The organism is Ruegeria sp. D3 (genome assembly GCF_056534465.1).
Genome location: NZ_JBQFPK010000016.1, coordinates 74,153 through 101,107, shown reverse-complemented (window position 1 = coordinate 101,107; position 26,955 = coordinate 74,153). Strand labels below are relative to the sequence as shown.

Here is a 26,955-nt window from a genome sequence, read left to right as displayed (position 1 = left end):
GTTCCGCCAGTCTCTCGCGAGCGGGATGTTTCAAGCCGCACGAATGGGTCGAATACCGCATCGAGCATATGCTCGGGGATGCCGGGCCCCTGATCCTGGATCAATATTTTTGCCTCATTCCCCTCTTGCATGACTGAGACGTTGGCCCGGGCACCATACCGGCAGGCGTTTTCAATGATATTGCGCAGAGCTCGCTTCATCAGCATCGGCCGAAGCGTGACGGCCGGATTGTCTGCGACCGATACTTCAACCGTGTCACCGGCTTGCACAATGTCTTCGGTCGTTTTGGTTACGAATTCACCAATTGGGACGGTACTGGAAGGTTCGCGCGTGGCCACGCCCTTGGCAAATGACAGGGTGGAGTCCACCATCTCCTGCATTTCCTCGATGGTCTCGATCAGATGGTCACGGGTCTCCTCTTCCTCCACCAGTTCGGCGCGAACCCGCAATCCCGTCAGTGGCGACCGCAAATCGTGACCCAGCGCCCCCAATAGTCTGGTCCGATCGGCAACATAGCGAGTCAGCCTATCACGCATATGGTTGAACGCCTGCGTCAAATCTCGCACCTCGGTCGGACCAGAAACCGTCAGTTCCTGGACGTCTTCACCGCGACCAAACTGGTCTGCAGCCAGTGACAGGCGGCGCAACGGGCCGGTCAGCCGTGTCAGTAGAAACCAAATGGCTGCTCCAAGAATTAAAGTTGCAGTGAAACCGAAGCTGACGAAGGACTGCAAAGGCCATTGCAGAGGAGGGTTATGGAACCGGGTATCCACGTTGAGCCATTGATCGGTCGTCAGAGCGATCGACAGCTGCATTTCAATTGCGGAAACGTGATCACGCATCATTGCCATGTGCATTTCAGCCATTGTAGACGGAACACCTTCAACCGGCAGCATATCGGGAGAGAACTCATGCAACTCTACCCGGATGGGACGGTTTTCATAGCCTGGCAGAATTCTGCGGATTGTGTTTTCGACCGTCCCACCAGCGCTATGTCCGGTGTGATCGACTGCGGGCGTATCTGTAAGGCTGAAACGCACCAGTGGAGAACTTGCCGCCCGCAGGATCGCGTCGTGCATCTCGGGTGGAGCTTCTTCAATCAGCCGCGCGATGTTTGCGGCGCGTCCGGCGGTTTCCAGGCCAAGGGCCATGTGCACTGCCATTGAGCGTTCGTCGACGAACAGCCACAGGCTGACCAGTTGCGCGGCAGCCAGCGCGGCGATGATCAAAAGGATAAGCTGACCGCGCAGACTTTGGGCAAAGGCTTTCATCCCGTAAGCTCGCTCACGTCGGTCGACAGGCAATAACCGCCACCTCTTATCGTGGTGATGAGCTTCGGCCGCGTTGGGTCAGCTTCGATCTTGCGACGCAAGCGGCTGACCTGGTTGTCGATCGTACGGTCGAACAAGTGCGGGCTGCGGCCGGCGGTCAAATCCAGCAGTTCGTCTCGCGACAGGAGTTTGCGGGGCCGCTGCAGGAATACGGCCAGCAGCCGGACATCGGCGGTGGTCAGACTTTCTTCGGCCCCTTCGGCGGATATCAAGGTGCGACTGTCGGCATCCAGAACCCAGCTTCCAAAGGCGATCCGTTTGCCGCTCAGATCGCCAGCCGGGGGGACGGTGGTTTCGGAACGCCGCAGGATCGCCTTGATCCGGGCCAGCAATTCACGTGGGTTGAATGGTTTGGGCAGGTAGTCATCGGCGCCGATCTCTAAACCCACGATACGGTCGGTGTCATCGCTGAGGGCTGTCAGCATCAGGATCGGCGGGCCACCGGCCGCGGACAGGCGGCGACAGACCGACAATCCGTTTTCGCCCGGCATCATGATGTCGAGTACGATAAGATCAATCCGACCGGCCGCCAGTCGTGCGTCCATCTCGGTTGCGTCGCGCGCGGTACTGGCGCGCAACCCATTCTTTTCCAGATAGCGGCTGACAGCATCACGGATTTCGCGGTGGTCGTCGACAATCAAGATATGTGGTGCTTCAGTCATGGCGCAATCATAAGCCCCGGCGCGGTACAAATCCCGGCTTTTTTGTATCCCTTTGTATCAGTTGGGCGGGCTGCGACACAACGATACAAACCGGGTTGAGCAGGGGGGTGGTGGCGCGACCGAGGGCGGCCATATGCTTTGTGTAGAAACAAAAACCCGAGAGGTGAAAGTCATGAAACGTACCTTCACGCTGGCCGCTGGAGCCATTGCCGCGACTTTGATGGCGCTGCCCGCGCTTGCCGCCGGTCAGCATGGCAGCAGCGCGCAGATGCAGGGCCATGAGGGCGGCATGATGCAGGGTGCGCCCGGCGGCATGATGGGCGATCACGCAGGCATGATGCAAATGATGGTGAAAATGCATGGCCAGATGATGGGCGGCAACTGGCTGGCGGTTCTGGACATGGACGAGGACGGTCGCCCGAGCGAATCTGAGATCGCCGAAGGTCTGAAGGCCCGGATGCAGGCGCATGACGTCAATGGAGATGGCAACCTGTCGATTGATGAGTTCGAAGCGCTGCATTCCGGGATGATCCGCGAAACCATGGTGGACCGATTTCAGCATCTTGATGCCAATGGCGATGGCGTTGTGACCACAGGGGAAATCGAGAAAGGCGCAAAGACGATGTCGCCGAAACACGGCATGAAGGCCTCGAAACCTGTGACAAAGGCTTCTGAAACCAACAACTGAAACGCAACCGTGTAGCCGGGTCATCGCACTCGGCACAAACCACTGAGGAACAAAGCGATGATGGGCTATGGCGCTGGAATGGGGTTTGGAATGATCTGGATGTTGCTGATCGCAGTGTTGATCGTTCTGGCGATCGTAGCGCTGATCAAATACATCGCTAAGTGACCTCGGAATCCGTCACTCCCGTTTAGGGGTGGAGGGCTATGTCATAGGAGGAACGAAAGCTGGAGGGCCTGCACAGCAATAGCCGTTTGGTTTTCATCGCGGTTTTGATCGCGTTGCTGATCGCCACCATCTGGTTGTGGCTGTCTGGCGCGTTGGACGCAGGACTATCGCGCGAAGTCATTACTGCGTGGGTGGATTGGGCCGGCCCGTTCGGACCCGTTGTCATCATCGGCTTCATGACAGCCGCAGTGGTTGCCAGCCCAATCCCCAGCGCTCCGATCGCTGTCGCTGCCGGGGTGGCATATGGGCATGGGCTGGGAACCGCATTGGTTGCTATCGGAGCGGAGTTGGGGGCGCTGCTGGCGTTCCTGATAGCCCGTTGGTTGGGGCGCGACGCGCTGCGCCAGTGGTTCGGCGACAAGCTGGACTTGGGGTTGCTTGGATCGCAGAATGCCCTGATGTTGACCGTGTTCACCAGCCGCCTGATGCCTTTCGTTTCTTTCGACATGGTCAGCTATGCCGCCGGTCTGACCCGACTTCAATTTTGGCGGTTCGCACTGGCCACCTTGGCTGGACTCCTGCCGGCCAGTTTCGTTCTGGCCCATCTGGGCAGCCAGATTACCGAAACCGCGACAGGCGGCACCAGCCTTGCGGTTATCGGGCTTGGGCTGTTGACGGGGGCGCCACTTATCTGGTTGGCTTGGAAACGCAAGATGCCTGTTGGCTCTTCAGACCACGAATTGAGCCAGATCAATGCGACCGGTCCAAGCGGCCCTAAACTGTTGGAGAATGGAGGAAACCCTAAGTGATCCGCGCACAATGGATATCAACTGCGACACGGACGGCCCGAGCCATGGGCCGGCTGCAGGTCCTGTTGATCTGTGCGTTGGTGGTTTCGATGCTGATCTCTGTTGTGCCGTCCCATGCCGGGCATGACATCGCGAAGGCCGCCACCCAGGCCGAGCTTGTGATCGATGACAGCGGTGGGTATCCCGCGTCTCATCCATCAGAAGAATTAGACTGCTCAGTGCACCCGGGCTGCTATGCGATGGCAGTTATGGCGGCACCTGAATTGCTCTCGATGCGTATTGCTACGCCCGTGGCGCCAGAACGGTTCCGGCCACGCGCAAGCCTGCCGGTCGCACCACTACCACATCCGCCAAACCTGTCCTGAACGTGACCGGCAATGGCTCCGGAATCGCTCCGGGGTCTTGCCCAAGCCGTTGATTGCGGCCCAACTCAGTTCAGGACACTTACCATGCTTACCATTCTGTACTTTTTCGTCACGGGCGTGGTGCTATTCGCACTGTTGCGCCTGACCTGTGGCCCCTGTGTGATGGGGACACAAGAACATCATCCCGGTGTTCCGGTGACAACCCTTGGCTGGGCGCTCAGCCTGTTTCTGGCCGCAACCTACCTGCTGTGCGTGGCCTTTGACCTGATCTTTCCAAGTTTTGCCATGTACCGGGCTTGGATCGGCCTGATGCCCGGAATGACTTGGCTCAGCCTGCCCTCATTCCTGTTGGGACTGTTATGGGCGTTTCTCTACGGCTGGTACGCCGCGTTGCTGTTCGGCGGACTGTTCAATGTCTTTGCGGCTCGCACAAAACTCAACTGATTGAAAGGACAAAGCCATGAAGGCCATCGCTCTGACCCTGCTTTTGACGCCCTTCCTGATGGCCGTCATCTACCGGATTTTTCTGCACGTGCCCGCCAATGCGCGCGTTTCAGTTGACGAAAGGAAACCTAAATGACCCTGTTCAATCTGGCCGCAGGCCTGTCCGTCGCAGCTTTGACTGCGCCTTCGCTCACGCTGGCGGCAACCGTGTTCATTCCCGAAGGCAGCGCGGACTCGGTTCTGGTGATCGACTCCGAAACCGGCAAGACCGTCGAGCGGCTGCCGAGGCTCGTGGCGGTCCATGGGCTGGCCGGCGCGCCCGGCTTTAAGTACCTGGTCGCGGGCAGCTACGCAGAAACCGAGGCCACAACGCCACCAAAACCCGAAGGTATGTCCAAGGATGAACACGCTGCGCACCACGCCAAGCGCGATGTCACTGCGTTGCCCAAAGACAAGGGGCGGAGCCTGCTGACGATCCTTGATGCGGAAACACGCGAGGTCGTCCGCCAGATCGAGGTTCCAGGTGCGGTGCATCACACTGCGGTGTCGCCCGACGGGCGGTTCGCGGTGGCGACCCATCCGGGCGGTGACGGTATTTCGATCGTCGATCTCGATAAGCTCAGCTTCCTTGGTTTCGTAGCAACCGGGCCAATGCCCAACTATGCGGTATTCGCGCCTGACGGCGACAGGGTCTATGTCACCAATACCGGCAATGGTACACTTAGCGAAGTGGATGTCGTCAAAGGCTTCGTCGTACGCAACATGCCCGTCGGCGAAGGCCCTGAGCATCTTGTACTTAACGCCACCGGCAGCGCCGCCTTCGTAGCCGACAGTGATGGTGGCAAGGCCTTCCGCGTAGATCTTGCCAGCGGTTCTGTCACCGAAACCTATGACATTGGAGGCGAGTTGCACGGGATCGGCCTGTCCGACCGCGAGGGCGTACTGTTCGTGGCCGCCAAAGGCACCGACCGGTTGTTGTCGATTGATCTTGCTACGGGCAAACAGCGCTCGACCAACCTGTCACCGGCACCTTATCACCTGACGACCATACCGAACTCAGGCAAAGTGATGGTATCAAGCCGAACCGAACCGAAGGTCTGGATCGTCGATCAAGTCAGCCTGACGGCTATTACCGAAATGCCGATACTGGGTGAGGGCCACCAGATGGTTGTTCTGCCCTGAAGGACTGTGCCCGGCATTGCGTAATTAAACGGCTCTACGACCAAAGCTTAAACCAGGGAGCAGAACATGACAGAAGACCACGACATCAGAATCCACGCGAACGGCCCGACCGAGGTCGCTTACGTCTGCCCCATGCATTCTGACGTGCGTCAATCTGGGCCCGGCGACTGTCCCAAATGCGGGATGCACCTTGTGCCCGAGGGCGAGGTGGATGCGCATGCGCATCACCACCATTCCGCGCATCATGGCGCGACGGACGAGAACGGTGAATATGACATCGTTCCGACAGGCTATGACGGACCCGTATATACCTGCCCGATGCATCCGCAGGTGCGGCAAACCCATCCCGGGTCCTGTCCACTCTGCGGCATGGGGTTGGAGCTGGAAAGCGCGGCGATGGTGGACGAGGGGCCGAACCCGGAACTGGTGGATTTCACCCGGCGCCTATGGGTAGGTGCGATTCTGACGCTTCCACTTTTGGTTTTCACGATGGGCCCCTACGTTGGGCTGTCTGGTGTGCGAGAGATTTTTGGTGAGCGAACAACCCTATGGATTGAACTGATACTTGGCACTCCGGTTGTTCTTTGGTGCGGTTGGCCATTTCTGGAACGAGGGTGGAATTCGTTTCGCACCATGAACCTGAACATGTTCTCGTTGATTGCCATGGGGGTTTCGGCCGCGTGGCTGTTCAGCGTTGTCGCCGTATTGATGCCCCACATATTTCCGGACGGTTTTCGAGATTCAGAAGGCCATGTTGGGGTCTATTTCGAAGCGGCCGCAGTTATCGTTACACTTGTTCTGCTCGGGCAGGTGATGGAACTGCGGGCACGCGAAGGCACAGGAAAGGCAATCCGCGCTTTGCTGGACATGGCCGCAAAGACCGCCCGCATTATCCGCCCTGACAGCAGTGAAGAGGAAATTCCGCTTGAAGAAGTACAGGTAGGTGACCGCCTTCGCGTACGCCCCGGCGACAAGGTGCCAGTAGACGGCATTGTACTCGAAGGGCGCTCATCTGTTGACGAAAGCATGATCTCTGGCGAACCGGTTCCGGTCGAAAAGGTACAAGGCGAGCCGGTCACAGGGGCCACAATCAACGGCACCGGTAGCCTTGTGATCGAAGCAACCCGAGTGGGCTCTGACACAATGCTGTCCCAGATTGTCGAAATGGTGGCCAACGCGCAACGCTCGCGCGCACCAATTCAGAAATACGCTGACAAAGTGGCGGGCTGGTTTGTACCGGCGGTCATAAGTATAGCTGCGCTGGCCTTTATTGCATGGGCAATTTGGGGACCGGCTCCGGCGCTCTCCTACGCCTTGATCGCAGCGGTGTCGGTACTGATCATAGCTTGCCCGTGCGCGCTTGGCCTGGCCACTCCGATGTCGATCATGACGGCCACGGGGCGCGGGGCGCAGGCCGGAGTGCTGATCAAAAATGCCGAAGCGCTGGAGCGGTTCGAGAAGATCGATACTTTGATCGTCGACAAAACTGGCACGCTGACCATGGGCAAGCCAAAGCTTGTGGCTGTATTACCCGAACCTGGCCATGACGAGGTCGAGGTGCTGCGGCTGGCCGCAACGCTGGAGAAGGGCTCGGAGCACCCGTTAGCTGAGGCAATCGTCACAGGAGCCGAGGAACGTGGCGTAGCCCTGTCCGACGCCAGTGACTTCGAGGCGGTGACTGGTAAAGGCGTGAAAGGCACGGTGGATGGCCGCCCCGTCGCGCTCGGCAATCTGAAACTGGTCACCGATCTCGGACTCGAGGCGGCCGAACTGACGGCCAAGGCCAATGCGCGTCGGGATGACGGCGAAACGGTGATGTTCGTGATGCTTGATGGTTCAGTGGCGGGGTTGGTCTGCGTCGCCGACCCGGTCAAGGAAACAACACCAGCCGCACTCAAGGCGCTGCACGAACTGGGTTTCCGGATCATCATGGCGACTGGCGACAACGAACGCACTGCAAAGGCGGTGGCCGAACGTCTGGGTATCGATGAGATTCGAGCCGACGTACTGCCCGAGGACAAGGCCCGCATAATTCGCGAACTGCAGGAGAAAGGCGCAAAGGTCGCCATGGCGGGTGACGGAGTGAACGACGCACCCGCGTTAGCGCAGTCCGATGTGGGCATCGCCATGGGGACCGGTGCCGACGTGGCGATCGAAAGTGCAGGCTTCACGCTGGTCAACGGAAGCCTTGATGGCATCGTGCGCGCCCGTAGGCTGGCCCGCGCTACCATGCGCAATATCCGGCAAAACCTATTCTTTGCCCTGATCTACAACGCCTCGGGCGTTCCGGTGGCGGCGGGTCTTCTGTTCCCGCTTTTCGGCATCCTGATCAGCCCGATGTTTGCGGCCTTCGCTATGAGTGCTTCATCGATTTCAGTGGTGTTGAATGCGCTGCGATTGCGGGGGGCGAAGATTTGAGCACGCACGAGCATAGTACCCACGGCGCCAGTGGCGCGCTGAAGCCCGGATCAATCTCGCTGACCGGAGCCGTCGCCATGGGGACCGGCGTGATGATTGGCGCTGGGATCTTTGCACTTACCGGACAGATCGCCGGGCTGGCGGGGCCATGGTTTCCGCTGTCCTTCGTGGTCGGGGCCGTGGTGACGGTTTTCAGCGCCTATACCTATATCGCCATGTCCAACGCCTGGCCCTCATCAGGCGGCATCGCCATGATCCTGACCAAGGCATATGGGCCCGGGGCGGTTGCGGCGGCGGCCTCGCTGCTGATGGCACTGTCGATGGTGATCAACGAAAGCCTCGTCGCGCGTACTTTCGCGACCTATGCGCTCCGCCCGTTCAACATCGAGAGCGGACCGCTGGTGTCTTTGGTCGCTGTTGCGCTGATCGTCTTTGCCTATGCGGTGAACCGGTCGGGCAACCGGTCGGTGGGGTTGTGGTCGATCATCATGTCGGCGCTCAAGATAGGCGGGATCGCAATATTCGGCATCGCCGCACTTTGGGCTGCGGGCGGAACCTGGCAGGTTCAGGGCTCGGAACCGGCCGCGCCGCTGGGGTTCGTCGCCTCGGTAGCCCTGTCGATCCTCGCCTTCAAGGGCTTTACCACCATCACCAACAGCGGGGCCGAGATCGTCGACCCGCACCGCAATGTCGGGCGCACCATCATGATCTCGATCGCGATCTGCGCGGTGGTCTACCTGCTGGTCGCCCTTGCCGTCGGTGTCAGCCTGCCGCCCGAGCAAATCCGCGCGGCGCAGGACTATGCCCTGGCCGAGGCTGCCAGGCCGGTGCTGGGGCAGGGCGGGTTCTACCTGACCGTGGCGCTGGCGATGGTGGCGACGGCCTCGGGGCTGATCGCCAGCGTTTTCGCTGTGTCCCGGATGCTGGCGATGCTGACCGACATGAAGATGATCCCGCACAGCCATTTCGGCATGACGGGCAGCATCCAGTCTCACACGCTGATCTACACGGTCGTGATTGCGGGCCTGCTTGCGGTGTTGTTCGACCTGTCTCGCATCGCCTCGTTGGGGGCGTTCTTTTACCTGGTGATGGACATGGCGGTGCATTGGGGTGTCTGGCGACGCTTGCGCGGTCAGATCAAAGCCCGTGGATGGGTCTTGCTGACCGCCCTGGCGCTGGACTGCGTAGTCCTGACCGCGTTCACAATACTCAAGCTGCGCTCCGACCCGATGATCGTAGTATATGCCGTTGCTGGCATCGGCTTGGTCTTCGTCTATGAGCGCATCTTTCTCAAACAATGGATCATCGAAAAGGAGACAAATCAGCTATGACCCAATCAAATTTCGACGAAACCCGCGCCACACAGGAGACGACCGAAAGGGTCAGCTCTGACGTAACGGCCGAAGCGCCCAAAACCGAAGATCAGACGGCCAACGGTGCCAAGCGTAATTGGCTCCCGGTTGTCATTGCGATCGCGTTGGGCGCCGCTGTTCTGGGCTGGGAATACCGCGAGACACTCTATCCTTTGCTCAGTTCTCCGTTGCTGTTCTTGCTGGTCTGCGTGGGCATGCATTTCTTAATGCATCGCGGCCACGGCAAACACTGAGAACGGCGCCCTGTATGGCTGGCGGCTTTGCGGCAAGAACACTGCGCAACAAGGAGCAGCAACGGCCAACTGATCAGAACAAATTTGTAACCCAATAAGGAAGGGAAATTGCCATGTTAGCAAATCCAATTCGGAGAGCAGCAACTGAACTGCACCTGACGGCCGGTGCACTAACTGTAAAGGCATTGCACGGTGACACCGACGAAGATCACTCTGATGAATAGGGAATGGGGCATCGCGGTGAAGAAGAGGACCAAGGCGACTGATCCACCTCGTCCGAGTCCTATAATTCGATGAACCCGTCCTGACGCACAGGAGGAACAATATGTCTGAATTTTCTGAAAGACAGGCACCTTCAGAGCCTGAAACTCGGCGCGATTTCTTATACTTCGTCACCGGCGGTGCCGCCATCGTGGCCACGGGCGCGGCGGTCTGGCCACTTGTTAACAGCATGAACCCCAGTGCAGACATCTCCGCCCAAGCCGTTGTCGACATAGATCTTGAAGGTGTCGGACCAGGAACGAGGATCACTGTTAAATGGAAAGGCAAGCCGATCTTTATCGACCACCGGACTAAAGAGCGGATCGCGCTGGCGATAGCAGAAGACGATGCACCAATGATCGACCCGCAACCTGACGCCGAGCGCGTACAGCGACCGGAATGGCTGGTAGTTATTGGCGTTTGCACCCATCTGGGATGCATACCACTCGGGCAGGGCGGCAGCGAACCCACCGGAGACTGGGACGGTTGGTTCTGTCCGTGTCACGGTTCACATTACGACACGTCTGGCAGAATTCGGAAAGGCCCCGCGCCCCGCAACCTCGATCTGCCCCCTTACGAGTTCGTCACCGACACACGGGTCAAAATTGGGTGACGGCGCGGTGAACTTTGTTCAGAGGCGCGTGCCTCACCAAGTTCGTTTGTCAGTCCTCGAATATCCCTCGATCAGCGCCGCGATGCTATGTGGCGGAATTCGACATGTACCCCGCTTTCTGGAGTTTTCGAGAAGAGACCTCGCCGTCATGTTCTGAACGGAACAATTCTAATCGCTGCGCTCAACGTTTTCTGCTTCGCCCATGTTTAGACATGCCATCTTGCCTTTTGACAGGATCGCATCTGAATTGCGGGTTGAGAGGAAACGCTTTGGTCCTGAACAAGGTGCTATTTCAACCCCGTGTCAGCCGCGCGGCGATCGCGACCTGTCCCAGCGCGGCCAGGATCGCAGCGATGAACACGGCTTCGATGGCGATCATGCTGACCACCACACCGCCCACAAGCGGCGCCAGCGCCGCCGGGGCCGCAAAGCTGTTGAACCACGCGGAATAGGCCGGGCGGCGGTCGTCGGGCGAGATCTCCAGCAAATAGCCGAGATAGCCGATGGTCACCCCGTTCATCATCGCGCCGATCAGGAAGAACAGCACCGCGAAACCGGTCAGCCCCGAACCCGTGACCACAAGCAGCAAAACCAGCACCGGAGGTCCGAGACGCACCAGTGCCACTATCCCCAGCAGGCGCAATTTGCCCGCCTGGTCTCCGATGTGGCCCCAGAGCGGATTCGAGGCCAGCGCGCCGACAGTCTGCGCCGCCAACAGCGTTCCGACATCCGCCGCCCCGAGGCCGCTGCGGCTGGCGGCAACGACATAGAACGGCAACGCCATCAGCGTCGCTGCACCAAGCCATTGGAAGATCAGGAACAGCCGGAACCGGTGGTCCTGCCGCAGCGTCGAGAAACCTTCGCGCAGAAATCCAGACAGATTGGCAGGACGGTCCCGTGGCGCCCTTGCAGCGGTAGCGGGCTCACCCGCGGAGACAAAAAGCGTCGCAGAGACGATCATCAGCACCGCGCCGAGCCAGAAGATCAGCGCATAGGCCCTGAGCGGCGGCATCACGTCGAGCGCGTGTCGCAGAAAGCCCGCCACCAGAACCGCCAGAACACCGCCGCCGAAAAAGCGCCAGGCCAACATCCGGCTGCGGCGCTCGGACGGGATCGCCCGGCCGACGATGTCGTTGTAGGGCACCGCGACCACGCCGCTGACAAAGGCATAGACCGTCCACAATCCCAGCATCCCGAGCGCCAGCGGAACCGGAGGCCAATCGACCTGAGGCCAGTCGGCCCCCCACCACAGAAGAATACCGATCATCGCGACCGTGATCGCCCGCCCATAGGCACCAAGGGCGTAGAACGGCATCCGCCGATCGGTGCGCTCGGCGAGGTAGCCCACCGCGAACTGGGGCAGCAGCCAGCCAAGACGCAGGACCGTGCTGGCATAGCCCACGGCCAGCGCGCTACCGGTCAGCATATGCACCAGACTGGCCACCACCGTCGCGCTGTCCACCGCCGCCGACCCGCCCTGAAACACCGCACCAGCACCGGCGATGCGCCAAAATCTCGTGTCTTCGGGATTACGCCTTGCCATTCGCCGCCTCTGCCTCCGCCCGGGCGCGGCGGATGTCGATGCCGCTCTGCCACAACACCGTCAGGCCGATCCCGACCACCAGAAGGATCGTCAGCACATAGTTGAACAGGATCATCAGAAGGGCGGTTTCGTCCGGAACGCCAAGCACCTTGAGCGCGAACCCCGCTCCAAAGACAAAGCTCGCCGGGATGCGCACGAAACGACCCAGAACCATGGCGAACCCGGCAAACACCATCAGGAACAGGTAATCCCACGCGCTCAGCACCACGCCAACCGCCAGCCCGGCCCACAGGAAATGGGTTGTCGCCACCAGCTTACCCGCAATGGCTGCGGCAATGGCGGCGACGCGGCGGGCCCGTGCCTGTGGCCAGACGATCCCTTCACCGAGCGCGGTGCGCAGATACGCGCCATCGGCCCCGATGCGGGCGGCAGCCCAGTCGAAGAGTCGGCAGACCAGAGGGTCCTCGCTCAGAAGTGACGCGCGGAACCGGAACAGAACCCAAAGCAGGCTGCCGAAAAGCATCAGGTTCAACAGGCCCGCAACGCTCAATCCCAGCCGCAGGTCACCCTCGATCTGTGGAATCTGGCCGGCGGCGGCCACCGCTCCGGCAAAAAGGGCGAAAACGACGCCGTCGAGGAACCGGGCGATGATCGCGGTTGCAAGCACGGTCGCCATCTTCAAGCGGTCGAGCCGGGCAACCAGCCAGGCCCGGACCAGCGGGCTGATGCCGAGCGGGACAAGGACATTTGCGCCATAACCTGCCAGTAGCGCCCCCGTCAGCCGCAGGGTGCCGACGGGTTTCACGTCGAACAGGATCTGCCGCCACTTCCAGCCGCTCATCAGCTGCTCCAGCAGGATGGTGGCGGCAAGAATCGCGATCCAGAACATGTTGGCTCCGCGCAGGCCCTGCAGAAACAGCGCAAAATCGAGGCTGCCGTAGAGCGCAAACACCAGATAGAGCGCCAGGGCGGAGCCGAATATCGGCAGCAGCCACCGTTTCAGGAAGGTCCGCATTTGACATCCTCGCAACTACCAAGACCTCAATGTTTTAACCTCCGTATCATGATACGGTGTCAAGATGACGGTGACGGAGGGAGACTGCGATGCAACCACTCAAGATCGGCCAGGCCGCGCGCGAGACCGGGATAGGCGTCGAGACGATCAGATTTTATGAAAAGAAGGGCCTTGTCACTCAGCCGCCGCGCCCAATTGACGGCGGCGCGCGGGACTATGGTGGTGACACGCTTTGGCGGCTAAAATTCATATCCGGCGCTAAGAAGCTCGGATTTTCGCTGGCAGAAATCGCGGAAATTTTGGAGTTGCGCACGGCACCAAATACCGAGTGCGTCGCGATGCAGGCCAGAGCGCGCAAAAAGCGGGACGAAATTCAGGAACGGATCGAAGGGCTTGCACGGTTGAGGAACAATCTGGACGAGCTGATCGCGGCGTGTCCGGGGCGTGGTGGAATTCAGAACTGTTCGATCGTGGGCGCCATAGAACGCAGCAGTGAGAAATAGGCGCAATTCCGGCCTTGAACGGAGGGTAGCGGCGTTGCTTGCGAACCGGGTTATTGCCAAGCAGGACCCAGAACGGCAGGTGCAGCGAAAAAAGGAGAGCGAGGGTTCCGCTTCCGAGCAGAGTTTGCGCCAGATCATTGTGAGAAATCCCTGCGTCGCCCAGAAAGCCATATCTGATGAGTGTCGGAGGGTGACGGACAAGTCGGCCCTGTAAATGCGGTCCAGCTTTTATCCTACCGGTGCGATTTTATATCGGTTTAAGACAAGTTTACCCAAGAGGGAACATGACAATGAATAACCTGAGCCGCCGCCGCTTGATGCAAGGAGCCGCGGCAATTGCGTGCAGCGCGGCGCTTCCCGCCTTCGCGAAAACCGGTCCCTCAATCCATGTCCTGAAGGATCCGAATTGTGGGTGCTGCGGATCGTGGATCAAAATCATGCGGGCGGAAGGTTTTGAAGTAGGCGTGGAAAACAGTGCTTGGGAGGCCTTGAACGCTTACAAAACCGCCAATGGGATTCCGGAGGGCATGATGTCATGCCACACGGGTCGCGTGGAGGGCTACATGATCGAAGGACACGTCCCATCCGCTGACATTCGGCGCCTGCTGGGCGAACGCCCGAATGCTGTCGGACTGTCGGTTCCGGGAATGCCTTTCGGCTCACCGGGCATGGGGCCGGAAAGTGAACGCGAAGCCTTCGACGTCTTTCTGATCCGCAAGGATGGAACCACAGAGGTGTTCGCCAGCTACCCGGCCGCATAATTTCCCGATGGCGCTGGCAAGATCCTGACAAACACGGCGCTCGCTTCTGCTGCCTGGTTTACGTGACATTCTTCACGGCAAACCAGTTGATCCGTGACTTCACGCCTGCCTTGTCCTACCGGGCAAGTTCCAGCCTACGGTGAAAAAATACCTGCGTCCGCAAAGCCTGATGACCGGCTTTGCGGACAAAACCGACATCCCGGTCGCCGTATCAACCGCAGCATTTGTCGCCCGCCTGAATTGGCGGGCATGGGGCCGATCCGTAGGAACAGTAGACGCAGCAATCGCCGGGAAGTGGCTTCAGGACTTTTCCGCAAGATGTGCATTCGTAGAACCACTGGCACGCGTCTGTTGGCATCGTTTCAGGCCTTGAATGTCCACATTCCGGGCAGATGATCGTGCTGACAAGGTTCGGGTGCTTTTCACTCATGGCGTCACATCAAGGTTATCAGGAAATCATTTATTCGGATTTCGTTGAGCACGATAACCCAAGCGATGGCCGTCAACGCAAAACTGCCTGTCAGCCACCATTTGAAGCGGTCGAGCGAACCACGGCGATACGCGACGATGCCAGAGAGAAACAGCAGGGCCGTCGAACCGCCGAGCACGTAATAACTCGCGGCGGCGATCTTGCCGAATACGGCCAGCCAGCTCCCTCCCAAGCCAAGCAAAATCAAGGCCATCGGCAAGATGCAGCAGGTCGCAACGCCAAGTGCGGTAAACGATCCAAGAAAGCTTGCGCCAACAAACTTGCTCATGGTCAGCTTTCTCCGGCTTTGACGAACTCGAGCGGAAGCCGGTTCGACTTCCTCGATTTTTGCTTCGCGCGGTATGTGAAATTCGACATCATGACCGACAACATGCACCCTGTAGTAGCTACAGGTTCAAGGGAAAGGTCATCACATGATTGCGATTGGCGAAGCGGCGAGATTGACCGGTCTGTCGGTCGAGACGATCCGCTACTACGAACGGGAAGGCATAGTCGAGAAAGCCGGTCGAACCGCCTCGGGACGCCGCGCATACACGGAACGGGAAATCTCCGAGCTCAGATTCATCAAACGCTGCCGCGATCTTGGCTTTACCATTCAGGGTGCATGCGCACTTCGCGAATTGTCCAAAGCGCCCGAGCAAGCTTGTCGTGACGTCGAAGACGTCGCAACAAGACATCTCGACAACGTCAGGTCAAAAATCGCCGCCCTCCAACGGTTGGAGCAAGCACTGGCAGAACTTGTGCAGACCTGCACCGAGGGTACGGCCTCATGCCCCCTGCTAACGGCGTTGCTCAACGAGCCTATCGCCAAAGAAAAAATAAACGACACCTAATTGCAACGCCCGGAAAGGATCGAATCTGGCCAACTCAGTTTGCGGAAAGACTACAATGCGGCTCAAATCCGGCTCGCTCATCATTACCCACCCCATGCCCGAACTCTCTGCCTGTCCTCATCGCAGGCGAGAGTGACATTCCTGAATTGCTCATGGGTGACATTTGAGCTTTGCGGCTACAGATTGCGGAAGCATAAGTGAAATTATGTGAAACTTGCCCCTGCTCACAATTTTGCAAATCAAGCGGTGCACGTGGGCCGAACTCAGAGATGCCTGATCCACACGCATTGATCCCGGTTGGGTCCAAGTTCTTCGAGGATCCTTTCAGCATCCAGATTGAAGTCTTTGGCAATTTCCTGGACCTGAACCGCCTGAAAGCTATCCAAGTTCCGCACCGTTCGACCATCTTCAAAGGTGATCAACTCGTGTGATCTTCCAGACCAACGCACGATCCCGCCGCAAAGGGTCTGTCCTTCAACATCCGCAAGTTCGGCGACCGGGTCGGCAAAGAAATCGGTCCATTTAAGAATACCTGTGCTGACAGCTCTCGCCACTGCTTGTTCCGTTGTCCGGCACTTGAGTTTTGTGACGATCGAAGACGTCAAAGCATGCACCATCCTGGAGGAGAGCCCCGTCTGGCCAGCAACTACGGATGGGATCAATCCTGATGCGAGCATCTTCAGAACATCCATCTCCTGATCGGACAACGCATCCGTAGGAAAGTTGAAAACTGTATCAATCACATCGAGCGCGAGTAGATGCAGGACCTGCGCTTCGTGGCGAAGGGCAGGGAGCATACTCCCGACCAAGGCGTCCCAGTCGGATCGGCGCAGGTTGGAGGTAACCGTAAAGACACCACGCTCCCCAAACGGATTGATAACCGGAATGGATAGTCCGTGCTGACCCACACCAAATTTTCTCGCTGCATCGAATAGCGGTGCGTGTTCACGCTGATCATCAAACACAGCCCAATCAATTGGTGCGATCATTGCGGCGCCAAACCGGATGAGGGGATCGACCAGGACCATGTCGTTGTCGACGTAGTGCCTGACCCATTCGGCCGGGAACGTGGTGCAGCCGTGGACAACGTTGTGATGCTTGTCGATATGGGCGTAGGACGCATTCTCCAGTCCGAACCTCGAACAAATTTCCTGAAGGCGCGCCTCCCCGGTCTGCCTGAAATCCAGTTCAGAATTGCCAATGTCCGCGATTTTCATAGATCGTCTTTCTGTTCCGCGTTGCCGTCGAGGCCGCTTAGCAACCTAAAGCTGAACAAACCACTCGGGAATTCCCGTAGCCAATCATGCATTTGAATACAGTTCTGTTCTGGAGGCGGAAACGGAGCGAAAACCTGCCGATGAGACACATGAATTGGAGAAGCTGGCGGCTCATAACCCGGCACGGCTAAAACCCGCTGCAGTGATCTTGCGGAAGCCCGTCTTCCTCCTCTCGGGCTCTACGCGCCAAAAGCCCCATGAAACTGGAAATCAGGTTCAGTTCACCGCGCTCATCTGCGTGCACCATACCGCGCAGATATCCGCCCGGATTAACCACTGGCGGCAACCGTGGATCGCTCAGCCTCGCGTCTGTGATCAACCCGGCCAGGATTGCACCCATCACGGTCAATCGGTCAATCGCCGTACGCCAAGCCGAGGCATTGGCGCCGATCTCCGACAATCGCGACCAAACGCCGGTCTCAATCGCGTAGAGCGACGGGCTGGAATTCTGATCTCCGCCACCCGCGATATCGATATGCATGCGCAGCTCGGGTGAGGCCAGTTCATATAGGATGCGGTTATTCACCCGCGGTAGTTTTTGGGCCTTGCGCGATGCCGTATCTGTCGGATGATTGCTTTCTAAGCAATGCGGAGGGCCGTCAGGCCCGGAGCCGGAACAATCTGGTTCCGAGGCTTTTGCCGAGGACATTGAACTCTCGCCATCGGCGTTACAGGACAGAATTGTTTCTTCAATTTGGTCTTGTATATGGCACCCGAAACAAGCTTCGGGTTCACCCGAAATTTCACCGGGTTTTGCGACATGCTCTTCGATCCGGCTCCAAAGGTCGTAAGCCGCCTGAACATGTAGCTTGAGCGCCTCCAGCGTCATGTATTTCAACTTGTCGGCGCGCGGCCAGGATCGAAGTTCCTCCTTCATGCCTTCCAGACTTTCAGGAGGGCAGGGGAGTAAGAGAAGCACGGCCAGACTATGTTTCACATATCGGTAAAGCCGTGATCGATCCCCGCGCAGCTCGTCCTGTTCTTTCTTCTCGGCCTTGCTGCGCACGTCCGCGTCGCGCATCTCGGGAATGAGGTTCAGGGCAGGGGTCAGGAAGAGTCCAAGCTTCTTGCGCTTACAGCGCGCGCCATTTGCGCCAAGCCTGCGTTCGATCAGACCAATCCTTTCCAGCTCACGTTCGTGATTGTGGATTGTCCGATCTGTCACGCCTCGCCCGGCAATGAGGGTTTCCTGGCGCGCGTAGCAAAAGGGTTCCTGAGACGGGTCTCGAAAAGCACATGGCGTAATCATATCGATGATGATCTCTAAGGTGCGAATACACTGGGCTGATGCGCCTCTGATCTGCGCATATCCCACGCAGAGCTGACGTAACCTGTCACGGTTCCAGCCCTCAGGAAGGCCGTTGTGAAAGCGAATATTATCGTGGTGATGGGCGGATGCGATCTGCCGAAAGCTCATGGATTTGGCCTCATTTGGCAAAGGTCAGTGTTGATATCGCGGCTTCGCGGGGCAGGGTGTTCGGAATGGTTCAACGGTCTCATGGTCTGCTTCTCATTGGGGAAGCAAGGCGGCTCGAACCTCAGCAAAAAGACACAGAAAAACCGTTCGCACAGATGCGTTTGTCCTTGTCAGTAATTTTGGAGTTTCCTATAAATCAGGTGATCAAACGTGACTTAAGAAGATCCCCGCTGAGGCCCCGCCTTGCGGGGGTTTTTGTTTCTGGGATTAAGTTTTTCCTCCGGGCCAATCGGCCTGGTTTAAAAATGCAGCTGGCGATTTTTGGTGGCATAGCCAGGAGCAACGCGTTGTACCGCAGGTCAGCACCTCAATATCGGATGAGTTCGTAGTCGCTGAACCCGAATGTGTCGGTCCACTCGACGCCAACGCCGCGGAAGTAGCTGGGAGGTTCACAGCGATTGCCCAGTGGCAGCCAGTAAGGGATTGGGGCAGGAGCGCGCTCGGACCAGCGAAAATTCGTATTATCGTCGTAGGTGCCAACCACAAGATCAAGCGAACGCTCGCAATCTCCCTCCCTTGAACGACGGCGATAGCTGTAGTGGCGCACATCCCAAACCCTGATGGATCTCACAACGTCGAAATCGGAAGAAGAAAGATCGACGCTGATCGGGGTGGCTTGGAAACCGTCACCGTATTGGCCGTGATGTGCATCGATCCTTCCTATCGAGATCGCTGCGTCTACCAGTATTGGCTTAGCGGTGTCATCCGATGGAAGCTCTGGAACTGGGCTAGCACTGGTGCGCTTGATGGCTTCCAACCGTTCCATAGGACCCAAGTCCGAGGGGCTGTGTGACGTATTCATCGGACAGCGCCAGAGTTGAAGCGGCGGTTCGACCGGGTAGGGTGTGATGCGCCGAATGAACTCCGCCTTGGCTGCGACGCAATCAGCCGAACTTGGCCAACCCCCGGCGAGGCAAAGGAATATGGCACAGTCAATTGGATAGGCACGAGCCTGCGTGGCTGGCAGTGCAGCGAGTGCAACTGCAAGGGCCTTCGCGCGAGTTCGATTTCCGGATTTTGAGTGTTTCAAGATGGTCTCTCCTGCTTGCGAATCGCCTAAGCAATATCCGGCCAATATATTTCTGACAATCCAATATCGTATATTGGCGGGTTTTCTTATATTGACGTAGATTGTGTTTTAGTCCACAACTTTTGGATGTAGAAGACGGCCCATAGGGGGTCGTCATGGCGGACAACAAGAGACAATACACTGTGGTAACCATCGAGATGGTCCGGGGCCTGAAAGAGGATCAGGTTCCCTTTACATGCCGCTACGAATTTATCGGACTCGCTTCCCTTGGACGACCTAAGTACCACTGCATTTACAGCTCGCCGAACTATGTCGGGGCCTTGTGCAAGTCGAAGATCTCTCGAGCGGGCGCTGAGCCCAGAGAGTTCGATCTTTGGCCGGGCCTCTTCAAGCATCATCAGGAATTTGGTGATGGGCGCATTCTCTGCGTCAAATCAGACTATACGATCGAGTCGATTACCCCAGAGGGTCTCGAAGCAGCTCAGGCCCTGGACGCGAAATCCAAAACCTGATCGGTCACGTTCGAGAACCCGGCTCATCAAAATGCTGGGGCAGGGCGCATGAAACGGCTCTTGTTTCTCAGCGCTGCACTCGCGTCCTTGTTCATTGCTGCAGTTTGGATTGAACCAGCTAGGAAAACAAAGACTCTCGGCGCATCCGAGGTGATTGCCGTTGACGGTGACACGATCGACCATGGTGACGACCGATACCGGCTTATTGGGTTTGATACGCCTGAGACATTCCGGGCTCAGTGCGATGCTGAGAGAGCTTTGGGTCTACGAGCCAAGGACCGGCTGACGGAGCTCATCAACTTCGCGGGCGTAATTGAACTTGAGATTGAGCTGCACTTTGACGTCCACGATCGCTTCTTGGCGCTTGGGCGCGTGTCTGGACAGAACGTCGGGGCCATCCTGATTTCTGAAGGTCTGGCGCGCCCGTACTCGGGTGGCAAGCGCCAGTCCTGGTGCGGCTGAAAGAAAGGATAAAACAACGATTTATGACAGCAGAGAGAAACGACTAAGCAATAAGCAGTCCTGCCGATTGCGCCAACAATCGACAGGACAAGAAACGCCCTTAATCCATCCGGGCATTCCTCCAACATCAAGAGAGAACTGTACTATGGTAAAAACAGTAGTCCGAGATGCCGGTCCTAGATTGGGCAGCACCGCGACAGAGTCAATGGGTGCAAACCTAGACAACGCGTCTGCACCTCCGATCCCTTAGCGCTGTCTGACGATTGAGGCGCGCGGGACATCCGAACGTTCCAGCCAAAACATCTGACTAAGAGATCCGAACCAGACATTGGTCTTTTGCGGCGCCACTGAAGGTTCAGTGCTGTGTCCCAGCACCCGATTCCCCACCGCTCAGATGACCTGAAGTCGACCCCATAATAGTAATTATGTAAAAACTACTGACCTAATTTGGAGGACAAATTAGTGACCAGCTCCATCAAAAGCTTCACCGATAACAGATGTCGGATCAACGCCGTTTGGCCGTTGTTGGCGTTCTTGACGGCGACTTTCGGAACGGATGTCTGTGCCCAGGTCATTGAATACGAACCTGATGGAAGCGTGTATCTAAACGGCATTCGCGCAGAAATCGTTGATGGCGTCGTTCGTCCAATCCGGATGCGTGAATACACGCTTAATGAAAAGCCGGAAGCACCAACCCCCAAACCGCAGGCAAAGATCGAGATTGCGGGCAAGGCGCCGCGGCCTCGCAGATCCTCGGGCGGCTGGTCGCAGGAGCGGATCGTCAAAGAAATCCACGCAGCGGCGGAACGCCATGACATTCCGGCCGAGTTGTTCATGGCGCTGGTCTGGCAGGAAAGCCGGTATCGGGCTGACGCTCTGTCACCCAAGGGTGCCTATGGCTTTGCACAGCTCATGCCGGGAACGGCGAAAGACCTGAGCGTGAACCCAAAGAACCCTGCAGAAAATCTCGACGGTGGTGCCCGCTATTTGGCGGCGCAGTACCGCGCGTTCGGAACCTGGAAGCTGGCGCTTGCCGCCTACAACGCCGGGCCTCACCGCGTCGTCGAATATGGTGGCGTCCCCCCCTTCACCGAAACCCGCAACTACGTGCGGACCATCCTCAGCAAAGTGAGCACTTCCTCATGAAAAGAACCCACTTCTACCAGCAGATGGCGTTTTTCGCGATCACAGCGTTCATCATCACAGCAGCGCCCGCCTCTGCTGGCTGGCTGCAAGATGCCATTGGCGATTTCATCAACGAAACGCTGGCTGACTCGAAGGTCGTTGGCGTCAGCCTTGCCGCTGTCGGCTTCATCTGGGGCTGTCTGGCCTACGTGTTCGGCTGGGGTTCGCTGAAAGGCCCGGTAATCGCTATCGTCGTCGGCGCTGTTATCGGCCTCGCTGATACATTCATCGGAGCCTGATTGATGCCGCGCCGCAATACGGTCTTTCGCGGCCTGAGCCGCCCCGCAGAATGGGGCGGCCTACCCGTGATCTATCTGCTGGTGATCCTCGGGATGACCATGCTTTCGTTCTTCATGTTCGGGATAGCGCCAGCAATCATTGCGGGTTTTGTTTTCTACACCGGGCTTCGCCTCTTTTACGAATGGGAACCGGCTTTCTTCCGCGTCCTGTCCGTAACCCTTTCCAAAACTCCGCGCACCAAAAACCGCCAGCATCATGGGGGAGATTACTATAGTGCCTAAGCCTGCTGCACAGGATTTGTGGACCCTTGCCCGCTCGTTGATCGAGCCGAGCTGGCGCAAGGATGAAATGAGCCTCTTTCAGATGTTGCCTTATGGCTATGTCGTGGACGATGAGGTCATTTCCACACGCAACGGTGGCCTTATCGCCGCTGTAGAAATCACCGGGATTAACGCAAACACGCTGGACGAAAACGAGTTTGAGTTCCTGGCCGAACGGTTTGAGCGTGTGTTGCGCACAACACCCAATGAAGTGGCATTTTATGTTCATCGACTGACCGTCCCGACTGAGACTGGTCATGTCATCACAGATCCAACCGGCTTTGCCGGTGCAGTGGCGCAGGCCATGCGCTCAGCTTCCGTCGATGCAGAGCTGAAAGAACGCAAGATCATCATCAGCGCCATTCTCCAAAAGCGGCAGGATGAGCGGGCAAAACAGATGTTCGGCATGTCGTCTGGAACGATAGACGAGGAACGCCGCGAAATGATCGAACAGCTCGACGGTGTTTTCACAACACTGGCGGGCACGCTGGGCGAAAGCCGGGTGCGCCGGCTGAAGCTCAGCGAGGGGCGTTGGCTCGGCTATTATGGAATGCTGTTGAACGGTCGGTATCAGCCGATCATTCACACGAACATTGCAGAACCCATCGCCTTCAACATGCCGCAAGAGGATGTGCTGTTTCAGGGCAAGACCGGCAAACTGGTCACGGGCGACGATCAGGAACGCTCCATCCGTGTCTATTCCCTGAAGAATTACCCGATGGCTTCGTTCCCCGGCATTTTCGACGGGCTGGACCTGCCGGTTGATGTTGTGATTTCGCAATCCTTCCTGCCGATCAGCCGCGCCCAGGCGCAGGAAATGGAACGCCGCAAGTCGGGACAAATGCGCTCGGCAGGCGACAAAGCGAAGTCGCTTGAAGAAGATTTGTCCATTCTGGCGGACGGCATTGCCTCCGGCACCATGTCACTCGGCAAGCACCACCTGTCGATCTGTGTGTTTGGGAACGAGGAAGATCTGAAAACCGCCGAAAAACACATCATCGGTGAAATCCAGATTTCGGGCGGCACGGTCAAACGCGAAGCGATGTCGGCGCGGTCGGTGTACTTCGCGCAGCACCCCGGCAACTTCGCATTCCGTCCTCGTGAAGAACTGATCACGGACCAGAACTTTGCGGACATGGTTGCGTTCCACATGCGCCCTAAAGGGTTGGATGCGGAAAAGCTGCCCTGGCCGGGGCCATTGGCGACTTTGCCGACAACGCACGGGGACAGCTACGATGTTTCGCTGCACCTTCCCAAGACCAGCAAAGACGCTGAAAACCTGCCCTCCGGCCACACAATCGTTCTGGGGCCGAACGGATCGGGTAAAACTGTGACCGCGATGCTGCTGGCGACAACGGCGGTTGCACAGGGCGCGCGGATCATCGCTTTTGACAAAGACCGGGCGATGGAGGCCCCCATGCGTGCGCTCGGCGCACAGTACACCCGCGTCCGAGTTGGTGAACCAACCGGCATGAACCCGTTTCAGACCGAGACGGATGAGGCTGGGCAAAGCTGGCTCGCCAATTGGGTCATTGCCCTGTTGAGCTATGACGAACCACTGACCACCGATCAAAAGGATGAAATCACGCGGGCTTGCCAAGCGAATGCCACTTTGCCGCCTGCGCTTCAGAACTTCGATTCATTGGTGGAACGGTTCAGAGCCTTTGACGATGACAAGAACCTGTACAAGCGTGCAAGTGAATGGGCTGGCGAAGGCCGCTTGTCCTGGATGTTTGGCGAGGGTGGCTCAGATCCGTTTGCTGCTGGCGCCCGTCATCTTGTTTTCGACATTTCCGAGGTTCTGGATGACGAGTTGGTGCGGCTGGCATGGATCAGCTACGTCATGCGCCAGATCGAACGCCGCTGCGCCACCAAGATACCCACTGTCTTTGTGATTGATGAAGCATGGGTAATTGCTGGCAACCCTTATGGCGCTGGCATTCTCATAAATGCCTACACCACGTATCGGAAGCTGAACGTCATGATGATGATGATGACGCAGATCCCCGATCACCTCCTGTCGTCGGCGGCAAGTAAGTCGATCCTGGAAAACACCAGCACGCAGCTCTTGTTCCCCTCTCGATCCGGCAATGAAGCAGACTACCGGGCAATCGGCTTGAACGATTCAGAGCTGGCCGCGCTGAGGGCGCATTTTGGCGACCGCGTAATGCTCATGAAAAAGGGTGATGAGAGTGTTTGGCTCGATGTCGATGTCGGCGCTCTCGGCCCGCTTCTCCGTGTTCTGAGCGGATCAGACGGAAAATCGTTCCCTGATCCTGACTGGCGAAAAAACCCCAACTTCTGGAAGGAAATCACATGAAAACCCGCCTTGTAATCGCCCTTGTAGTTCTGGCCGCTGTCTCAGCCTGCACCAGCACCTATTCGGGCTATCGCAGCAAATGCGCCTGCGACTTTGAGCGCATGACCCCCCCTGAAAACTTGGAGCTTGTCTGATGAATATTTCAAAGAAATTCCGCACAACCATTGCTGTTTCAGTTCTGGCCGCCCTGCCCGTCATGGCATCGGCCCAGGGTGTTCCGGTGGTGGACTCTGCATCCATCACGCAGGACGCCGCCAATTCGGCCAAAGAAATCGCTGAAATGGTCCGCCAGTACGAGCAATTGCTGGAACAGTACGAGAAACTGGAACAACAGCGGGCATTGCTCGAAAACTCCTTCAAAACCATCAGCGGTTTGACAGATCTGGATGAGTTCAACAGCCGCAGCTTTTTGAAACTGGCGACTGCTGCTGACACGCTCGGCTACGCACTGGATGCAGCGGAGGGCGGTATCTCCGGCCTGCCCGATGTCGCTGCGCAGGCAATGGAACGTCGATCAATCAACCTCGGCCTGAACGATGGCATCTTGTCCGACTTCAGCGGATCGGATGTGCAGGCTCGCCGCATCCTGTCTGAGCGTGGTGGTGCGGGCCTGATGGCGTCGGCGTTGGGTGAGAATGGCTATGACATGGCCGGTCAGCTCTCCGAAGATGCTGAAAAACTGCGCGGTGAAATCGGTCAGCAAGAAGATCTGAAGGATGCAATCGACTATAACACGGCGGTTCTCCTGAAACTCCTGCAAGTTGAAATTGAAATCTTGCGCGCAACCTCGGCTAATGCTCTGGCGTCGGGCACGGATCTGGCTGCAACCGCTGCTGATCTTTCGACACTCAGCAACTATGTACGAGGAACCTCACAATGAAACTCCGCTCAACTCTCATCCTGACCATTGCAGCCGCCGTCGTTATGTCGGGTGCTGCATCGGCACAGGTGAAGCTGCGCCCGTCACCCAAGGTCGATATGCCGTTCGATGAATATCGTAAGTGCCTTGGGTACTCGGGCGCGAGTGAGTACGGTCGTCAATTCGTCAAAGACGATCAAGCGCGCATGGCCGAAGCGGGCCAATCCGCAGACAAGCAGCCTCTTGTGACCAACTGGTCGGTGGTGATCCTGAATGAACAGGTCATAGCAGCGCACGAGGCCACCATCGAGCAATGTAATCTGCGCAAGTCTGGCGAGACCTACAGCACCGAATGTCCGCTGGGTGGTTTGAGCCGTGAGGACGCGGCCCAAAAGGTCGGAGCTGACCAAGACGAGTTTTGGACCCAACCGTCCGACAATCTTGCCGCGCTTAAAAAAGAGCAACGGACCCGTCTGGAAGCTCTGCGCCCTGCAATTGAGGAGGCTTGTGGGCCGTGATCCAAGATTTCGTCAGCTCGATTGAGGCTGCGCTTAATAACTTCTCGCAGCAAGCATACAACAGCCTGGCGGCGGATCTTGCATCCGCCCTCTGGGCAATAGCCGCGCTGATCTTCGTGGCAATGCTGATCAACGGTGTGCTTCAAATCCGGGAAATCGGGTTTGGTGGCTATGTCGGCTGGATCATTCGGGCGACGATCATCATTGGTATGGCTTCCAGCTGGAGCTTCTTTCAGCCCATTTATCAGGGCATTTCGAGCCTCCCAGACACGATTGCCGGAGAATTGACCGGCACAACAAATGTCTGGGAAGCACTCGATGACATTGCGCTTCAGTGTTTCTTGATGGGCCAGCAGGCCATTGAAAACGCGACCTGGGGCCTGAGCATCACCGGGGCTATTCTCTGGGTTGTTGGGGCTGTCATCGTAGCTTTTGGCACCGGCATGGCGCTGATCGCAAAAGGCGGTCTGGCGGTCCTGCTGGGACTAGCGCCTGTTTTCATCGCAACGCTGCTCAGCTCAGCAACAGCCAATATCTTCGCAGCCTGGGCGAAAACGACTGTTGGCCTGATCATGGTCATCGTCGTTCTGACAGGTATTGTTTCTCTTATTCAGGCCCTTTTCAGCTCAGAACTGACCGCTGTTGAGGATGTGAACAATATGGAGGCCAGTGGCCGGTTTTTGGCGATCTGCATTGTGTCAATCGTGATGCTCACGCAGATCCCATCGCTCGCGGGCGGAATGTCGGGTGCAATCGTTTCGGCATCCTCGGGTCTTGCCGTGGCAACTGGTGCCGTCGCTGCCGCAAGAAGTGCATTGGGCACTGCAAGCGACGGCGCAAGGGGTGCAGTAGCCGGTGGGAAAACCGCCGCCGCGATGGCCTCCGCAGCCCGCGATGGGACAGGTGTTCGTGACAGCGCCTCGCGCGCGATGCAAGCGCGTCGGGACATTGCACACAGAGCCCGCAATCAGGATGGGGCGGCTCGACAGAGCTACGCCGCTGACCGTTACCGGCAGAGCATTCGACAAGCTCGCGTCAATAAATCTTCCTAAATCGAGGTATTGAG

At 57.9% G+C, this 26,955-nt stretch carries 31 protein-coding genes; 22 read left to right on the top strand and 9 right to left on the bottom strand.

Going from position 1 to position 26,955, the window contains the following annotated elements; genetic code table 11:
- A partial coding sequence (locus ACR0DX_RS19690) for a HAMP domain-containing protein (RefSeq protein ID WP_480847114.1) occupies nucleotides 1-1,271 on the bottom strand: 1,271 nt, incomplete at its 3' end.
- Nucleotides 1,268-1,993: a response regulator gene (locus ACR0DX_RS19685; RefSeq protein ID WP_170417925.1), complete on the bottom strand. Its 726-nt coding sequence runs from the start codon at nucleotides 1,991-1,993 to the stop codon at nucleotides 1,268-1,270. The genes ACR0DX_RS19685 and ACR0DX_RS19690, both read right to left, overlap by 4 nt.
- A 172-nt stretch (nucleotides 1,994-2,165) precedes the next feature.
- Between ACR0DX_RS19685 and ACR0DX_RS19680 the strand changes: the two genes are divergently transcribed.
- The 9 genes from ACR0DX_RS19680 to petA all read left to right on the top strand — a co-directional run bounded on the left by ACR0DX_RS19680 (nucleotide 2,166) and on the right by petA (nucleotide 10,544).
- The gene (locus tag ACR0DX_RS19680; RefSeq protein WP_170417928.1) at nucleotides 2,166-2,681 is read left to right on the top strand and encodes an EF-hand domain-containing protein; all 516 of its coding nucleotides are present in this window, start codon (nucleotides 2,166-2,168) and stop codon (nucleotides 2,679-2,681) included.
- 251 nt (nucleotides 2,682-2,932) lie between these two features.
- Nucleotides 2,933-3,655 carry a TVP38/TMEM64 family protein gene (locus ACR0DX_RS19675; RefSeq protein WP_331252139.1) on the top strand — a complete coding sequence of 241 codons (723 nt, stop codon included), beginning with the start codon at nucleotides 2,933-2,935 and terminating at the stop codon, nucleotides 3,653-3,655.
- On the top strand, nucleotides 3,652-4,020 hold the full coding sequence (locus ACR0DX_RS19670; protein WP_157054266.1) for a hypothetical protein: 369 nt from the start codon (nucleotides 3,652-3,654) through the stop codon (nucleotides 4,018-4,020). The genes ACR0DX_RS19675 and ACR0DX_RS19670 overlap by 4 nt, the downstream gene beginning before the upstream one ends.
- A gap of 84 nt (nucleotides 4,021-4,104) precedes the next feature.
- The gene (locus ACR0DX_RS19665) at nucleotides 4,105-4,464 is read left to right on the top strand and encodes a hypothetical protein (RefSeq protein WP_152460765.1); all 360 of its coding nucleotides are present in this window, start codon (nucleotides 4,105-4,107) and stop codon (nucleotides 4,462-4,464) included.
- A 132-nt stretch (nucleotides 4,465-4,596) separates the two neighbouring features.
- The gene (locus tag ACR0DX_RS19660; protein ID WP_170417931.1) at nucleotides 4,597-5,646 is read left to right on the top strand and encodes a YncE family protein; all 1,050 of its coding nucleotides are present in this window, start codon (nucleotides 4,597-4,599) and stop codon (nucleotides 5,644-5,646) included.
- Nucleotides 5,647-5,778: 132 nt separating this feature from the next.
- Nucleotides 5,779-8,064, top strand: coding sequence for a copper-transporting P-type ATPase (locus tag ACR0DX_RS19655; RefSeq protein WP_170418025.1), 2,286 nt, complete (start codon nucleotides 5,779-5,781; stop codon nucleotides 8,062-8,064).
- Nucleotides 8,061-9,395, top strand: a complete 1,335-nt coding sequence (locus ACR0DX_RS19650) for an APC family permease (RefSeq protein ID WP_255612171.1) — start codon at nucleotides 8,061-8,063, stop codon at nucleotides 9,393-9,395. The genes ACR0DX_RS19655 and ACR0DX_RS19650 overlap by 4 nt, the downstream gene beginning before the upstream one ends.
- The gene (locus ACR0DX_RS19645) at nucleotides 9,392-9,670 is read left to right on the top strand and encodes a DUF2933 domain-containing protein (protein WP_170417934.1); all 279 of its coding nucleotides are present in this window, start codon (nucleotides 9,392-9,394) and stop codon (nucleotides 9,668-9,670) included. Before ACR0DX_RS19650 ends, ACR0DX_RS19645 begins: the two co-directional genes overlap by 4 nt.
- Nucleotides 9,671-9,995: 325 nt before the next feature.
- The gene (petA, locus tag ACR0DX_RS19640) at nucleotides 9,996-10,544 is read left to right on the top strand and encodes a ubiquinol-cytochrome c reductase iron-sulfur subunit (RefSeq protein ID WP_050605700.1); all 549 of its coding nucleotides are present in this window, start codon (nucleotides 9,996-9,998) and stop codon (nucleotides 10,542-10,544) included.
- Between the two features lie 292 nt (nucleotides 10,545-10,836).
- On the opposite strand, the gene ACR0DX_RS19635 is transcribed toward petA, so the two are convergent.
- Nucleotides 10,837-12,087, bottom strand: a complete 1,251-nt coding sequence (locus ACR0DX_RS19635) for an MFS transporter (protein ID WP_170417937.1) — start codon at nucleotides 12,085-12,087, stop codon at nucleotides 10,837-10,839.
- Nucleotides 12,074-13,102 (bottom strand): lysylphosphatidylglycerol synthase domain-containing protein, encoded by a 1,029-nt coding sequence (locus ACR0DX_RS19630; RefSeq protein ID WP_170417940.1) that lies wholly within the window; start codon nucleotides 13,100-13,102, stop codon nucleotides 12,074-12,076. The genes ACR0DX_RS19635 and ACR0DX_RS19630 overlap by 14 nt, the downstream gene beginning before the upstream one ends.
- An 89-nt stretch (nucleotides 13,103-13,191) precedes the next feature.
- Between ACR0DX_RS19630 and ACR0DX_RS19625 the strand changes: the two genes are divergently transcribed.
- Together ACR0DX_RS19625 and ACR0DX_RS19620 are read left to right on the top strand one after the other, a co-directional pair.
- Nucleotides 13,192-13,605, top strand: coding sequence for a heavy metal-responsive transcriptional regulator (locus ACR0DX_RS19625; protein ID WP_170417943.1), 414 nt, complete (start codon nucleotides 13,192-13,194; stop codon nucleotides 13,603-13,605).
- Between the two features lie 284 nt (nucleotides 13,606-13,889).
- A complete protein-coding gene (locus ACR0DX_RS19620; protein WP_170417950.1) occupies nucleotides 13,890-14,366 on the top strand; it encodes a DUF411 domain-containing protein in 477 nt (158 codons plus the stop codon).
- Between the two features lie 211 nt (nucleotides 14,367-14,577).
- Here ACR0DX_RS19620 and ACR0DX_RS19615 read toward each other — a convergent pair whose 3' ends face one another.
- Complete coding sequence (locus ACR0DX_RS19615; RefSeq protein WP_237215937.1) at nucleotides 14,578-14,796, bottom strand: GDCCVxC domain-containing (seleno)protein; 219 nt, start codon at nucleotides 14,794-14,796, stop codon at nucleotides 14,578-14,580.
- 4 nt (nucleotides 14,797-14,800) lie between these two features.
- A complete protein-coding gene (locus ACR0DX_RS19610) occupies nucleotides 14,801-15,124 on the bottom strand; it encodes a hypothetical protein (protein WP_170418031.1) in 324 nt (107 codons plus the stop codon).
- 145 nt (nucleotides 15,125-15,269) lie between these two features.
- Here ACR0DX_RS19610 and ACR0DX_RS19605 point away from each other — a divergent pair, with 145 nt between their 5' ends.
- A complete protein-coding gene (locus ACR0DX_RS19605; protein WP_170417953.1) occupies nucleotides 15,270-15,689 on the top strand; it encodes a MerR family transcriptional regulator in 420 nt (139 codons plus the stop codon).
- A gap of 263 nt (nucleotides 15,690-15,952) precedes the next feature.
- On the opposite strand, the gene ACR0DX_RS19600 is transcribed toward ACR0DX_RS19605, so the two are convergent.
- From ACR0DX_RS19600 to ACR0DX_RS19590, 3 genes are all read right to left on the bottom strand, one after another.
- Entirely contained in the window at nucleotides 15,953-16,906 is a 954-nt protein-coding gene (locus ACR0DX_RS19600) for a LuxR family transcriptional regulator (RefSeq protein WP_170417956.1), read from the bottom strand.
- A 187-nt stretch (nucleotides 16,907-17,093) separates the two neighbouring features.
- Nucleotides 17,094-18,383, bottom strand: coding sequence for a helix-turn-helix domain-containing protein (locus tag ACR0DX_RS19595; RefSeq protein ID WP_170417959.1), 1,290 nt, complete (start codon nucleotides 18,381-18,383; stop codon nucleotides 17,094-17,096).
- 367 nt (nucleotides 18,384-18,750) lie between these two features.
- Nucleotides 18,751-19,245 carry a hypothetical protein gene (locus tag ACR0DX_RS19590; protein WP_170417962.1) on the bottom strand — a complete coding sequence of 165 codons (495 nt, stop codon included), beginning with the start codon at nucleotides 19,243-19,245 and terminating at the stop codon, nucleotides 18,751-18,753.
- A 383-nt stretch (nucleotides 19,246-19,628) separates the two neighbouring features.
- Between ACR0DX_RS19590 and ACR0DX_RS19585 the strand changes: the two genes are divergently transcribed.
- From ACR0DX_RS19585 to ACR0DX_RS19540, 10 genes are all read left to right on the top strand, one after another.
- The gene (locus ACR0DX_RS19585) at nucleotides 19,629-19,985 is read left to right on the top strand and encodes a hypothetical protein (protein ID WP_142638830.1); all 357 of its coding nucleotides are present in this window, start codon (nucleotides 19,629-19,631) and stop codon (nucleotides 19,983-19,985) included.
- 48 nt (nucleotides 19,986-20,033) lie between these two features.
- Nucleotides 20,034-20,447 carry a thermonuclease family protein gene (locus ACR0DX_RS19580; protein WP_170417964.1) on the top strand — a complete coding sequence of 138 codons (414 nt, stop codon included), beginning with the start codon at nucleotides 20,034-20,036 and terminating at the stop codon, nucleotides 20,445-20,447.
- 462 nt (nucleotides 20,448-20,909) lie between these two features.
- The gene (locus ACR0DX_RS19575; RefSeq protein ID WP_331252138.1) at nucleotides 20,910-21,593 is read left to right on the top strand and encodes a lytic transglycosylase domain-containing protein; all 684 of its coding nucleotides are present in this window, start codon (nucleotides 20,910-20,912) and stop codon (nucleotides 21,591-21,593) included.
- Nucleotides 21,590-21,871, top strand: coding sequence for an HAD family hydrolase (locus tag ACR0DX_RS19570; protein WP_170574749.1), 282 nt, complete (start codon nucleotides 21,590-21,592; stop codon nucleotides 21,869-21,871). The genes ACR0DX_RS19575 and ACR0DX_RS19570 overlap by 4 nt, the downstream gene beginning before the upstream one ends.
- A 3-nt stretch (nucleotides 21,872-21,874) precedes the next feature.
- Nucleotides 21,875-22,153, top strand: a complete 279-nt coding sequence (locus ACR0DX_RS19565) for a VirB3 family type IV secretion system protein (protein ID WP_152460684.1) — start codon at nucleotides 21,875-21,877, stop codon at nucleotides 22,151-22,153.
- On the top strand, nucleotides 22,146-24,512 hold the full coding sequence (locus tag ACR0DX_RS19560; RefSeq protein WP_170740592.1) for a VirB4 family type IV secretion/conjugal transfer ATPase: 2,367 nt from the start codon (nucleotides 22,146-22,148) through the stop codon (nucleotides 24,510-24,512). The genes ACR0DX_RS19565 and ACR0DX_RS19560 overlap by 8 nt, the downstream gene beginning before the upstream one ends.
- A complete protein-coding gene (locus ACR0DX_RS19555) occupies nucleotides 24,509-24,646 on the top strand; it encodes a hypothetical protein (protein WP_170417970.1) in 138 nt (45 codons plus the stop codon). Before ACR0DX_RS19560 ends, ACR0DX_RS19555 begins: the two co-directional genes overlap by 4 nt.
- Nucleotides 24,646-25,392 carry a type IV secretion system protein gene (locus ACR0DX_RS19550; protein WP_170417973.1) on the top strand — a complete coding sequence of 249 codons (747 nt, stop codon included), beginning with the start codon at nucleotides 24,646-24,648 and terminating at the stop codon, nucleotides 25,390-25,392. The genes ACR0DX_RS19555 and ACR0DX_RS19550 overlap by 1 nt, the downstream gene beginning before the upstream one ends.
- Nucleotides 25,389-25,889 (top strand): hypothetical protein, encoded by a 501-nt coding sequence (locus ACR0DX_RS19545; protein WP_170417977.1) that lies wholly within the window; start codon nucleotides 25,389-25,391, stop codon nucleotides 25,887-25,889. Before ACR0DX_RS19550 ends, ACR0DX_RS19545 begins: the two co-directional genes overlap by 4 nt.
- Nucleotides 25,886-26,941, top strand: a complete 1,056-nt coding sequence (locus tag ACR0DX_RS19540) for a TrbL/VirB6 family protein (protein WP_170417979.1) — start codon at nucleotides 25,886-25,888, stop codon at nucleotides 26,939-26,941. The genes ACR0DX_RS19545 and ACR0DX_RS19540 overlap by 4 nt, the downstream gene beginning before the upstream one ends.
- Nucleotides 26,942-26,955: the final 14 nt, after the last annotated feature.

Coding starts and splice junctions, on each gene's coding strand:
- ACR0DX_RS19685 (WP_170417925.1), bottom strand. CDS start 1,993: ATGACTGAAGCACCACATATCTTGATTGTCGACGACCACCGCGAAATC.
- ACR0DX_RS19680 (WP_170417928.1), top strand. CDS start 2,166: ATGAAACGTACCTTCACGCTGGCCGCTGGAGCCATTGCCGCGACTTTG.
- ACR0DX_RS19665 (WP_152460765.1), top strand. CDS start 4,105: ATGCTTACCATTCTGTACTTTTTCGTCACGGGCGTGGTGCTATTCGCA.
- ACR0DX_RS19660 (WP_170417931.1), top strand. CDS start 4,597: ATGACCCTGTTCAATCTGGCCGCAGGCCTGTCCGTCGCAGCTTTGACT.
- ACR0DX_RS19655 (WP_170418025.1), top strand. CDS start 5,779: ATGCATTCTGACGTGCGTCAATCTGGGCCCGGCGACTGTCCCAAATGC.
- ACR0DX_RS19645 (WP_170417934.1), top strand. CDS start 9,392: ATGACCCAATCAAATTTCGACGAAACCCGCGCCACACAGGAGACGACC.
- petA (WP_050605700.1), top strand. CDS start 9,996: ATGTCTGAATTTTCTGAAAGACAGGCACCTTCAGAGCCTGAAACTCGG.
- ACR0DX_RS19635 (WP_170417937.1), bottom strand. CDS start 12,087: ATGGCAAGGCGTAATCCCGAAGACACGAGATTTTGGCGCATCGCCGGT.
- ACR0DX_RS19630 (WP_170417940.1), bottom strand. CDS start 13,102: ATGCGGACCTTCCTGAAACGGTGGCTGCTGCCGATATTCGGCTCCGCC.
- ACR0DX_RS19625 (WP_170417943.1), top strand. CDS start 13,192: ATGCAACCACTCAAGATCGGCCAGGCCGCGCGCGAGACCGGGATAGGC.
- ACR0DX_RS19620 (WP_170417950.1), top strand. CDS start 13,890: ATGACAATGAATAACCTGAGCCGCCGCCGCTTGATGCAAGGAGCCGCG.
- ACR0DX_RS19615 (WP_237215937.1), bottom strand. CDS start 14,796: ATGAGTGAAAAGCACCCGAACCTTGTCAGCACGATCATCTGCCCGGAA.
- ACR0DX_RS19610 (WP_170418031.1), bottom strand. CDS start 15,124: ATGAGCAAGTTTGTTGGCGCAAGCTTTCTTGGATCGTTTACCGCACTT.
- ACR0DX_RS19605 (WP_170417953.1), top strand. CDS start 15,270: ATGATTGCGATTGGCGAAGCGGCGAGATTGACCGGTCTGTCGGTCGAG.
- ACR0DX_RS19600 (WP_170417956.1), bottom strand. CDS start 16,906: ATGAAAATCGCGGACATTGGCAATTCTGAACTGGATTTCAGGCAGACC.
- ACR0DX_RS19595 (WP_170417959.1), bottom strand. CDS start 18,383: ATGAGCTTTCGGCAGATCGCATCCGCCCATCACCACGATAATATTCGC.
- ACR0DX_RS19590 (WP_170417962.1), bottom strand. CDS start 19,245: ATGAATACGTCACACAGCCCCTCGGACTTGGGTCCTATGGAACGGTTG.
- ACR0DX_RS19585 (WP_142638830.1), top strand. CDS start 19,629: ATGGCGGACAACAAGAGACAATACACTGTGGTAACCATCGAGATGGTC.
- ACR0DX_RS19580 (WP_170417964.1), top strand. CDS start 20,034: ATGAAACGGCTCTTGTTTCTCAGCGCTGCACTCGCGTCCTTGTTCATT.
- ACR0DX_RS19570 (WP_170574749.1), top strand. CDS start 21,590: ATGAAAAGAACCCACTTCTACCAGCAGATGGCGTTTTTCGCGATCACA.
- ACR0DX_RS19565 (WP_152460684.1), top strand. CDS start 21,875: ATGCCGCGCCGCAATACGGTCTTTCGCGGCCTGAGCCGCCCCGCAGAA.
- ACR0DX_RS19555 (WP_170417970.1), top strand. CDS start 24,509: ATGAAAACCCGCCTTGTAATCGCCCTTGTAGTTCTGGCCGCTGTCTCA.
- ACR0DX_RS19550 (WP_170417973.1), top strand. CDS start 24,646: ATGAATATTTCAAAGAAATTCCGCACAACCATTGCTGTTTCAGTTCTG.
- ACR0DX_RS19545 (WP_170417977.1), top strand. CDS start 25,389: ATGAAACTCCGCTCAACTCTCATCCTGACCATTGCAGCCGCCGTCGTT.